Here is a 10669-nt window from a genome sequence, read left to right on the forward strand (position 1 = left end):
GGGCGCGGCCGGGGCGGCCGGGGACGGATGGCGGCGGGCCAGCGTCACGGCGATCACCACGGCCGCGACCGCCCCGCCGAGCCCGCCCAAAACCACCACCGCCATGACGGCCTTCGCCCAGGCCGGGCGCGGGACGACGGTCACCGGGCCGGGGTCGCCCCCGGCGCCGAAGCGGGCGCCGCCGGGCTTGCTCTGGACGCCCTTGGGGATCGCGGCGAGCCGGTCGGCGGCGCTCAGCGCCTTCGCCGCGTTCACCTCGCCGTGCCCGAGGGACGCGTCGTAGGACGCCCCGCCCGACGGGGTGCTCGCGACGATCGCCTGCGCGACCAGCGCCGGGGCCAGCTTGGGGTGCTTCGCGCGGACCAGCGCCGCGATCCCGGAGACCAGCGCGGACGAGTCGCTGGTGCCGTCGGTGACGTAGTACGCGCCGCGCTCGGGCCCGATGCCGGGCAGGCTCACGCCGGGGGCGGCGACCAGCACCGAGAAGTTCCGGTTGGAGAAACCCGCGCGGACGTGCCGCTGGTTCGTCGCGGCCACCGCGATCACACCCGGATAGGACGCCGGGTAGGAGTAGGGCGCGTAGCCCTTGGCGTCGAAGCCGTCGCGCTTGTCGCCGTCGTTGCCGACCGCCGCGACCACGACGACGCCCTTGGAGACCGCGTAGCCGATGGCGGCGCGCTCGTCGGGCTGCTCGTCGTAGCGTCCGAGGGACAGGTTGACCACGTCCGCGCCGTGGTCCACGACGTACCGGATGCCCTTGGCCGTCGCGCCCTGGCCCTTGGGGGTCGTCTTGTAGCGGCGGTAGGACGGGTCCTCCGGCTCGGCGATGGCCCGCACCGCGATGATCTTCGACTCCGGCGCGACGCCCATCACGCCGCCCCGCCCGCCCCGGCCGCGCCCCTTCCCGGCGATCAGCATGGCCATGCTGGTGCCGTGCAGCCGCGCGGGCGTGCTGCCCCCGTCGATGTTCGCGATCATGTCGGGGCCGGTGGTGACCTGGCCCGCCAGCTCCGGCTGGTCGGTCCGCACGCCGGAGTCCACGACCCCGACGGTGACGCCCGCGCCGCGCGTGACCTTCCACGCCGCCGGGACGGCCATCGCGGAGAACGCCGGCTCCTGGGCGTCCCGGACCGGATCGGCGACCGCGACGCCCGGCCCGAACCCGACGCCGCCGATCCCGGCACCGCCGGTACCGATCCCGACGCCGAGGAACGGCCAGGCGAGCGCCGTGGCCGCCGCGACCGCGCCGATCCGTCTCAGGGGGTGCGGCAAGATCAGCACTTCCATTCGCGGCTGGAGCAGTCGGGCATGGCCTGGGCGCCCAGGGTGTGCGCGATCTGCCGGGCGAGCTGCGGGGCGACGGCGAAGGGCAGGTTGGGGCGCCGCTCGGCGACGGACGCGGCGGGCCGTCCGTCGGTCTCGCCGGACGAGGTGAGCACGACGTAGGGGCCGCCGCGGTCGGCGGTGGAGTCCTGCCGGGCCGGGTCGGTGAACCGGGCGGCGGCCGTCCCGGGGAAGGCCGCGGCCCGGACGCTGTTGCGCACCGGCGTCCCGTCCGGGTCGGGCGGGGTCTCGCGCAGCGCGCGGTCGGCGGTCGGGGCGTCCGCGAAGACCGCGACGCCGACGGTCACCGCGACGCCCTGGATCTCGTCCACGTAGGTCGCCCGGAGCACGGCCCGGCAGCCGTTGCGGGCCAGGACGGCCGCCACCGGCGGGTCGACCGAGGCGGCGCAGTCGCTCTCGGGCGCGATCCCGGCGCGGCCCGCGTACTCGGTCCGGCCGCGCTGCACCTCGTAGGCGATCCGGTCGGGGAAGATCCGCGCGGCGGGCCACGCCCGCCAGCGCCGCGCGACCTCGGCGCGCGCGGCGGTCTGCAGTTCGGCTCCGGTCGGCTCCCGGGTCAGCGACTGCGTCGCCGACACCAGCGCGACCCCGCCGACCAGCGCGTACAGGCAGCCGAGCGTGGCGGCGACGAGCACCCACTGCCGGGCGCGCAACCCGAGGACGACGGCCGGCCGCGGTGGTCCCGGCGGCTCCGCCGGGGGGCCGTGGAAGGGCGGAGGCTGCTGCATGGGGGGCTGGAACGCCACAACCGGAAAGGCTAACCCGGCAAAGCACCGATCCGTCCCATCGGTCAGGGAACCAACAGATGTCCGGCCAAGACGGTGGTATGCCGCCGCGGTCGTGCCGCGCGGCGAGACCACCGAGGCCGCCGGACGAGATGTGCGGCCGGAGAAGGTGTGTGAGGCGTCCCACCTGGCGACCGACCTCCGGGAATGCCCCGGGGCATGGCAGGGTTGTGCCGTGAGAGGACGACGGCGTCCGCCCCCGTAACCCGCAACGCGTCAGCACAGGAGCACCCACCGTGTCGTTGCCACCGCTGGTCGAGCCCGCGCCGGAGCTCACCCGTGACGAGGTCAACCGCTACTCGCGGCACTTGATCATCCCCGATGTCGGGATGGCCGGGCAGAAGCGCCTCAAGAACTCCAGGGTCCTGTGCGTCGGGGCGGGCGGCCTCGGCTCGCCCGCCCTGATGTACCTGGCCGCGGCCGGGGTCGGGACCCTCGGCATCATCGACTTCGACGTCGTGGACGAGTCGAACCTGCAGCGGCAGGTCATCCACCGGCAGTCCACGCTCGGCCTGCCCAAGGCCGAGTCCGCCGCCGCGACCGTCCGGGAGATCAACCCGCTGATCGACGTCGTGGTGCACAACACCGCGCTCGACCGCGACAACATCCTGGACATCTTCGGTCAGTACGACCTGATCGTGGACGGCACCGACAACTTCGCCACCCGCTACATGGTGAACGACGCGGCCGTCCTGCTCGGCAAGCCGTACGTCTGGGGCTCGATCTACCGCTTCGACGGCCAGGCGTCGGTGTTCTGGGCCGAGCACGGCCCCTGCTACCGCTGCCTCTACCCCGAGCCCCCGCCGCCCGGCATGGTGCCGTCCTGCGCCGAGGGCGGCGTGCTCGGCGTGCTGTGCGCGTCGATCGGCTCCATCCAGGTCAACGAGGCGATCAAGCTGCTGACCGGCATCGGCGAGCCGCTGGTCGGCCGCCTCATGATCTACGACGCCCTGGAGATGAGCTACCGGACGGTCAAGGTCCGCAAGGACCCCGACTGCCCGCTCTGCGGCGAGAAGCCCACCATCACCGAGCTGATGGAGGACTACGAGGCGTTCTGCGGCGCGGTCTCCGAGGAGGCCACCCTGGCCGCCAAGGACTCCACGATCTCCGTGCACGACCTCAAGGCCATGCAGGACCGGGGCGAGGATGTCTTCCTGGTGGACGTCCGCGAGCCGAACGAGTACGAGATCGTGTCCATCCCGGGCGCGACGCTGATCCCGAAGGGCGAGTTCCTGAACGGGTCGGCGTTGGAGAAGCTGCCGCAGGACAAGAAGATCGTCCTGCACTGCAAGTCGGGCGTGCGGTCGGCCGAGGCGCTGGCCGTGGTGAAGAACGCCGGCTTCGGCGACGCCGTCCACGTCGGCGGCGGCATCGTGGCGTGGGTCAACCAGATCGACCCCAGCCTGCCGTCCTACTGACGCGCTGACCGGTTCCGGTCATCCCGCGAAGGCCCCCGGGTGCTCCCGGGGGCCTTCCGCGTGCCGGGCGGATTCGGACGGGACCGCATCGTCCCGACGACCCATGCCTTCCTTGTGAGCGGCGGGGTTTCGGTAGACCGGCGGGAGGGCAGAGGCGACCCATACAGCTCCGCGACCCGAAGTGCTTGTGATCTGGGTCACCGCTGGTCAGACTGAACGCGTTCCCCGGTCCCACCGCCCGCACGAGCGGGGGCCGCCGAACGCCGTGACCCGACGCGTCTCCGCCGGGCCGCGCACATCGCGCCGTGACCGGCGACCACACTCCTCGCGCCCCGCGCGCCCGGACCCCTGCCCGAACGCGGGGGCCCGGCGTCTCGGCCGTGGCCGTCGCCGCGTCCCGCACCGCACTTGGAGGAACGATGTCCATACAGGTGACGACCGATGCCGAGCGGGCACTCGGCCACCTGGAGCACCTCGTCGACCGGCTGCGCTCGCACGGCTGGCTGGTCGAGGTCGCGGCCCCGGGCGACCGGTGGCCGACCGCCCTGGTCAGCAACGGGGAGCTGCCGGGCCTGAACGAGAGCGTGATCGCCGCGCCGGACCACGTCGGCGGTGACTGGTTCTACTACTTCGGCTGGGGCGAGCGCATCGCGCCGTGCACCGACCCGCACGGGGCGGTCACCACGCTGGCCCGCGTCCTCGCCGTCCACGGCGACCTCTGACCGCCACCGCCCGGGCGGACGGACCGCCCTCGTCCGGGCGGACGGTCCGCCCTCGTCCGGCGGCGAGGCATGGACGAGACGCGTGAGCAGGCCAAATACCATGAGGCCATGGCTTGGACGCGTTATGTGGCGATCGGCGACTCCTTCAGCGAGGGCATCGGGGACGAGTACCCCGACGGAAGCCCCCGCGGCTGGGCCGACCGGCTCGCCGAAGCCCTCGCCGCCCGGGAGGACGGCTTCACCTACGCCAATCTCGCCGTGCGGGGAAAGCTGCTCCGGCAGATCATCGACACGCAGCTTCCCGCCGCGCTGGAGCTGGAGCCCGACCTGGTGACGGTGTCCGGCGGCGGCAACGACCTGCTCCGGCCCGGCACCGACGTCGCCGACCTGGCCGCCGCCATGGACGACGCCGTCGCGCGCCTGCGGGCGTCCGGCGCGGACGTCGTGCTGTTCACCGGCGTCGACCCGGCCGACTCGGCGGTCATCCGGATGACGCGGGAGCGCGTCTCCCGCTACAACGACCACCTGCGCGAGATCGCCGCCCGGCACGGCGCTCACGTCGTCGACCAGTGGAACATGGACATCCTGCGCGACTGGCGCATGTGGGGCATCGACCGCCTGCACATGTCGCCGGAGGGGCACCGCCGCGTGGCGCTGGCCGCGCTGGAGGCCCTGGGCGTCCCGGACGCGGGCGACTGGCGCCAGCCGGAGCTCGCCCCGCTGCCCACGCTCAGCCGGGGCGCGCAGTTCCTCTTCGACGTCCGGTGGGCGCGGGCCCACCTCGTGCCGTGGATCGGCCGCCGCCTGCGGGGCCACTCGTCCGGCGACACCGTCGCGGCCAAGCGCCCCACCCTCGGCCCGGTCGACCTGCCCGGCTGACCCACGGCCGACCACCGGGCTCCTCGTTGGGAACCACACGCCGGGGAGCCCGGCCGGGACACCGGCGGGCCGTCTGGTCGGACAGCGCCGCCCCCCACACTCGCCGCCAGGACGCTCTAGGCGGACTTGCGGGAGCGAGACTTGGGGGCGGCGCTCTTCTTCGCGCTCTTGGACGTGCTCTTGGACGTGCTCCTGCGGCCGGTCCCGCCGCGCGAGGACGTGCCGCCCTGCCCCGACGTCCCGCCTGATCCGGACGCGGCGCTCTTCCTCGCCGGAGCGCTCTTCTTCGCGGCGGCGCCCTTCTTGGCCGTACCGGTCTTCTCGGACGTGCCGGACTTCTCTGACGCGCTCTTCTTCGCCGTGGCCGCCTTCTTCGCCGTCGCGGCCTTCTTCGCGGTGCCCGAGCTCTCCGGACCGCTCGCCGCCGCCGCGGGCTCCGCCGCGCGTCCCTTCTTCGCCGCCTCGACGCTGGCGCGCAGCGCGCTGAGCAGGTCGGCGGCGGGCGCCTCGGCGGCCTCCTCCTCCGGCTGGACGACCTCGCGCCCCTCGACCTTGGCCTCGATGACGGCCTCCAGAGCCTCGCGGTAGGCGTCCTTGTACTGGCTCGGGTCGAAGTCGCCGGACATGGTGTCGATGAGCGAGGTCGCCATCGTCAGCTCCTGGCGGCGGACGTCGATCTCCTCGTCCAGGAAGGGGAAGTCGGGGGTGCGGACCTCGTCCGGCCAGAGCATGGTCTCCAGCACGAACACGCCCTCCCGGACGCGCAGCGTGGCCAGCGACTCGCGCTGCCGCAGCGCGACCTTCACCACCGCGACCTTGCCGGACTCCTCCAGCGCGTCCCGCAGCAGGACGTACGGCTTGACGCCCTGCGCGTCGGGTTCGAGGTAGTAGGTCTTGTTGAAGTAGATCGGGTCGACCTCCTCGGCGTCCACGAACTCCAGGACGTCCACCCGGCGGCTGCTGGTGAGGGGCAGGTCGGCGAAGTCCTCGTCGGTGAGCACGACCATCTCGCCGGACGGCAGCTCGTAGCCCTTGGCGATGTCGGCGTAGGCGACCTCCTCGCCGTCGATCGTGCAGACCCGCTTGTACCGGACCCGGCCGCCGTCCTCCCGGTGCACCTGGTGGAAGGACACGTCGCGCTGCTCGGTCGCCGAGTACAGCTTGACCGGGATCGTCACCAGGCCGAACGAGATCGCGCCCTTCCAGATGCTGCGCATAAACGGTGCTTACCCTCCCCGGGCAGTCCACAAGCAGCCGGACGCCCCGACGGCCGCGGGCGGACGGCCGGAACCGACGCCCCGGCGGACGGAGGCGGCCGGAAGGGCGGCCGGAAGCGGGGCCGGTTCGCGGACGCGGGCGCGAGGGATCTTTTCTGGGACGCGGGCCGGGGGTAGGAACGGCGTTATGACCATGCCGTGGCCCGTGGAGCCGATGACGGCCGTCACCGGCGAGCTACCCGAGGACACCGCGCGCTGGGGCCTGGAGCTCAAGTGGGACGGTGTCCGCGTGCTGACCGGCGTGTCCGCGGACGGGGTCCGGGCGGCGTCCCGGCGCGGCACCGACGCCCTCCCCCACTACCCCGAGCTGTCCGGACTCGCCGACCTGCTCCCGCACCACGACGTGGTCCTGGACGGCGAGGTCGTGGCGTTCGAGGAGGGGCGCCCCAGCTTCGCCCGGCTGCAGCGCCGGATGCACGTGGCCCACCCCGGGCCGCGGCTGATCCGCGAGGTGCCCGTCCGGTACGTCGTGTTCGACCTGCTCTTCCTGGACGGCCGGACGCTGTTCGACGTCCCCTACGCCGAGCGCCGCGCGCTGCTGGCCGAGCTGGAGCTGGCCGCGACCGGCCCGGTGGAGGCCCCGCCCTACCTGGACGGCTCGGACAGCGCCCAGGTCACCGAGCTGCTGGACTTCACCCGCGAGCAGCGGCTGGAGGGCCTGATGGCCAAGCGGCTCGACTCCCCCTACCGGCCCGGCCGCCGGGTGGACCTCTGGCGGAAGATCAAGAACTTCCACACCCAGGAGGTCGTGCTCTGCGGCTGGAAGCAGGGCCGCGGACGGCGCGAGGGCGGGGTCGGCTCGCTGCTGCTCGGCGAGTACGACGCCAAGGGGCGGCTGTGCTTCGTCGGGCACGTCGGCACCGGCTTCACCGACCGGATGCTGGACGAGCTGCACGAGCTGCTGTGGCCGCTGCGCCGCCCGTCCAGCCCGTTCGACGACGAGGTGCCGCGCGAGGTGGCCCGGGACGTGCAGTGGGTCGAACCGCGCCTGGTCGGCGAGGTCGCCTACGCCGTCCGGACCAGGGACGACCGGCTGCGGTTCCCGTCCTGGCGGGGGCTGCGCGACGACAAGCGACCCGACGAGGTGACCCGTGAGCCCTGAGCGGCACAGGCAGACCGTGCAGGTCGACGGTCACGACGTGACCCTGTCCAACCTGCACAAGGAGCTGTACCCCGACTTCACCAAGGGCGAGGTGATCGACTACTACGCCAAGATCGCGCCGGCGCTGCTGCCGCACCTGCGGGACCGTCCGGCGACCCGCAAGCGCTACCCCGACGGCGTGGCGGGCGACTCGTTCTTCGAGAAGAACGCCCCCTCGCACACCCCCGACTGGGTGCGGCGGGTGACGGTCGCGACGCCGGGCAGCTCGCGCGGCCGCGAGTCGCTCGACTACGTCGTCGTGGACGACCTGGCGACGCTGGTGTGGTGCGCGAACCTGGCGGCGCTGGAGCTGCACGTCCCGCAGTGGAAGGTCGGCCCGCGCGGCGGCCCGCACCCGCCCGACCTGGTGGTCTTCGACCTCGACCCGGGCCCGCCCGCCACCATCCTGGACGCCCGCAAGGTCGCCGTCCTGCTGCGCGACCTGCTGGACGCCGACGGCCTGTCGTGCTTCCCGAAGACGAGCGGGAAGAAGGGCCTGCACCTGTACGTCCCGGTCGAGGAGACCGACCGGACCTCCGCGTACGCCAAGGAGGCGGCGCAGCGCCTCGAGGCCGACCACCCCGACCTGGTCGTCGCGAAGATGGCCCGCGACCTGCGCAAAGGCAAGATCTTCGTGGACTGGAGCCAGAACAGCACGGCGAAGACGACCGTCGCGCCCTACTCGCTGCGCGCGGCGGAGCGCCCGGCGGTGTCCACGCCCCTGACCTGGGACGAGCTGGAGGCGGCCGGAAGCGCCGCCGAGCTGGACTTCGGGCCCGCCGACGTCCTCGCCCGGGTGGAGCGCGACGGCGACCTCTTCGCGCCGCTGCTCGACGGGCACCGTCCGCTGCCCTGACCGTCCGTCCGGATTTTTCCGCCGCCGTATGTGTTCGAATCGCCACTCTCCGGCGCCGCCGTCCGTCACCATGAGAGGCGGGGACCTGACGAGCGGTGCCGGAGGCGAAGGTGTCGATGTCGCGGAATCACTTCGACGTGGCGCGGAATCACTTCGACGTGGTCGTGCTGGGCGGGGGCACGGCCGGGGAGCGCGTCGCGGCCGGCCTCGCCCGCGCCGGACGCGCCGTCGCACTCGTGGAGAACCGCCTGGTCGGCGGGGAGTCGCCGTACTTCGCGTGCGTCCCGTCCAAGTCGCTGCTGCTGTCGGCCCGGCGCGGCGAGACCTGGGAGCTGGCCGTCGCGCGCCGCGACGAGATCACCGGCAACCTCGACGACGGCGGCGCCGCCGCGCGGATGGCCGACGCCGGGGTGACCGTGCTGCGCGGCTGGGGCCGCGTCACCGGCCCCGGTTCCCTGGACGTGGACGGCACCGGGTACGGGTTCGACGACCTGGTCGTCAGCACCGGCAGCGAACCCGCCGTCCCGGCCGTCGAGGGCCTGGAGGACGTCCCGGTGTGGACGAGCGACGAGGCCCTGACCGTCCCGGACCTGCCGCGCCGCCTGGTCGTCCTCGGCGGCGGCCCGGTCGGCTGCGAGATGGCGCAGGTGTACGCGGCGTTCGGATCGGCGGTCACGGTGGTCGAGGCGTCCGGGCGGCTGCTGACCGCCGAGGCCCCGTTCGCCGGGGAGATCCTCGCCGAGGCGCTCCGCCGGATGGGCGTCGACCTGCGGCTCGGCGCGGAGCCCGCGCGCGTCGAGCGCTGCCCGGTCGGACTGCGGCTGTGGCTGTCGGACGGCGGCGTCGTCGAGGCCGACCGGATCCTGGTCGCCGCAGGCCGGCGCCCCCGCGTCGAGGGCCTCGGGCTGGAGACGCTGGGCATCGCCGTCCACGCGGGCCGTCCCCTCTCGATCGACACGACCTGCCGCGTCCGGACCTGCGGCGCCCTGATCCCGGATCTCTCCGTCCCCGCGGGCGCGGCAGCCGCCCCGGAAGCCGTACACGCCGCAACCACCGCGTCCGCGGGAGGCATCGCGAGCGCGGCAAGGCTCGCGGACCCCGCGCTCTCTGCCGGCGGCGCGGGCGGCGCGGGAATCGCGGGCGGCGCGGGCGGCGGGGCGCGACAAGCTGCGACGGCCGTGGTCGGCGACGGAGGCGGCGGGGACGCTGCGGGAGGCGTTGACGATGCGGGGGCGGCGGGGACCGGGCAGGCGCGGGTGTCGGAGGACGCCGAGCGCGTCGCTGAGGACGATCCGTCCGCCCGGATGCCGGAGTTCAGCGGGGGCGTGTGGGCCGCCGGGGACGTGACCGGCGTCGCCCGCACCACGCACGCCGCCCGTTACCAGGCCCGCGTGGTCGTCTCGAACGTCCTGGGCAAGCACCGTGAGGCCGACTACCGGGCGATCCCGCGCGTCGTCTACACCGCCCCGACCGTCTACGCGGTGGGGATCAGCCCGGTGCACGCGGAGCAGGCCGGGATGAACCTGATCAAGGCCGGGTGCGACCTGTCCGCGACGGCCCGCGCGGCGGTCGAGGCCGAGGACCGGGGCCGGGTCGAACTGTACGCGGACGGCGAACGCGGGCTCCTGGTGGGAGCCGCCGCCGTCGGCCTCTACGCTGAGGAGTGGATGAGTGAGATCGCGCTGGCGATCCGGGCGGAGACGCCGCTGAGCCTGCTCACCGACGTCGTCCACGCGTTCCCGACGTTCGGGGAGGCCGTGGAGGCGCCGCTGCGCGAGCTGGCCGCACGACTCTGAGCGGGTCGCGGCGGACGCGGCGCACGCCCGTCCGCACGGCGCGTTCCAGGCACTCCGCCCGCGACCGAGGGGGAAGGACGCACGATGAGCGACATCGAAGGCATCGAGGCCGAGGACATCGAGCCCGGACCCGAGGAACCGACGCCGACCTACGAGGCGACCGACGCCGACACGGCCGAGCAGCAGGCGGACGTCCGGGCCGAGGAGGACGAGCCCCAGGGCCAGCCCCCGGTGGAGGTGAACGAGGCCGACTTCGTCGAGCAGGGCCGCGTCGTCCGGCTCGACGAGGACGAGTACCGCTGACCGCCCGCCGTCCACCGCCGGCCGCGGCCCCACGACGGCCGCGCGACGGCCCCACGACGGCCTAGCGACGGCCGCGCGGTGGTCCTGCGGACCCCCCAGGTCCCGCAGCCGCCGCGCAACGGCCTCGCAGCGGCCCCCGCAACGGCCT

Annotated in this window: 10 protein-coding genes; 7 read left to right on the forward strand and 3 right to left on the reverse strand. The window is 74.1% G+C overall.

What is annotated here, in order from left to right:
- Together DZF91_RS16575 and DZF91_RS16580 are read right to left on the reverse strand one after the other, a co-directional pair.
- Positions 1 to 1272, reverse strand: a 1272-nt coding sequence (locus DZF91_RS16575; protein WP_235834348.1) for a S8 family serine peptidase, incomplete at its 3' end; no start/stop codon positions are given.
- Between the two features lie 2 nt (positions 1273 to 1274).
- On the reverse strand, positions 1275 to 2090 hold the full coding sequence (locus tag DZF91_RS16580) for a hypothetical protein (protein WP_117358362.1): 816 nt from the start codon (positions 2088 to 2090) through the stop codon (positions 1275 to 1277).
- A 275-nt stretch (positions 2091 to 2365) separates the two neighbouring features.
- Between DZF91_RS16580 and moeZ the strand changes: the two genes are divergently transcribed.
- The 3 genes from moeZ (at position 2366) to DZF91_RS16595 (ending at position 5148) form a co-directional block, all read left to right on the forward strand.
- Positions 2366 to 3547, forward strand: coding sequence for an adenylyltransferase/sulfurtransferase MoeZ (gene moeZ, locus DZF91_RS16585; protein ID WP_117358363.1), 1182 nt, complete (start codon positions 2366 to 2368; stop codon positions 3545 to 3547).
- A 419-nt stretch (positions 3548 to 3966) separates the two neighbouring features.
- Positions 3967 to 4269, forward strand: coding sequence for a hypothetical protein (locus tag DZF91_RS16590; protein ID WP_147341181.1), 303 nt, complete (start codon positions 3967 to 3969; stop codon positions 4267 to 4269).
- A 108-nt stretch (positions 4270 to 4377) separates the two neighbouring features.
- Positions 4378 to 5148: an SGNH/GDSL hydrolase family protein gene (locus DZF91_RS16595; protein WP_199486687.1), complete on the forward strand. Its 771-nt coding sequence runs from the start codon at positions 4378 to 4380 to the stop codon at positions 5146 to 5148.
- 116 nt (positions 5149 to 5264) lie between these two features.
- Here the strand turns inward: DZF91_RS16595 and ku are convergent, their stop codons facing one another.
- Positions 5265 to 6365: a non-homologous end joining protein Ku gene (gene ku, locus DZF91_RS16600; RefSeq protein WP_117358366.1), complete on the reverse strand. Its 1101-nt coding sequence runs from the start codon at positions 6363 to 6365 to the stop codon at positions 5265 to 5267.
- Positions 6366 to 6552: 187 nt separating this feature from the next.
- Here ku and ligD (DZF91_RS16605) point away from each other — a divergent pair, with 187 nt between their 5' ends.
- The 4 genes from ligD (DZF91_RS16605) (at position 6553) to DZF91_RS16625 (ending at position 10521) form a co-directional block, all read left to right on the forward strand.
- A complete protein-coding gene (gene ligD / locus DZF91_RS16605) occupies positions 6553 to 7527 on the forward strand; it encodes a non-homologous end-joining DNA ligase (RefSeq protein ID WP_117358367.1) in 975 nt (324 codons plus the stop codon).
- The gene (ligD, locus tag DZF91_RS16610; protein WP_235834349.1) at positions 7517 to 8422 is read left to right on the forward strand and encodes a non-homologous end-joining DNA ligase; all 906 of its coding nucleotides are present in this window, start codon (positions 7517 to 7519) and stop codon (positions 8420 to 8422) included. The genes ligD (DZF91_RS16605) and ligD (DZF91_RS16610) overlap by 11 nt, the downstream gene beginning before the upstream one ends.
- 116 nt (positions 8423 to 8538) lie before the next feature.
- Positions 8539 to 10218: a dihydrolipoyl dehydrogenase family protein gene (locus tag DZF91_RS42110; protein WP_235834350.1), complete on the forward strand. Its 1680-nt coding sequence runs from the start codon at positions 8539 to 8541 to the stop codon at positions 10216 to 10218.
- Positions 10219 to 10302: 84 nt separating this feature from the next.
- Positions 10303 to 10521 (forward strand): hypothetical protein, encoded by a 219-nt coding sequence (locus tag DZF91_RS16625; RefSeq protein WP_117358368.1) that lies wholly within the window; start codon positions 10303 to 10305, stop codon positions 10519 to 10521.
- Positions 10522 to 10669 lie beyond the last annotated feature (148 nt).

The organism is Actinomadura logoneensis (genome assembly GCF_003428695.1).
In the GTDB taxonomy this organism is placed as follows: Bacteria; Actinomycetota; Actinomycetes; order Streptosporangiales; family Streptosporangiaceae; genus Spirillospora; species Spirillospora logoneensis.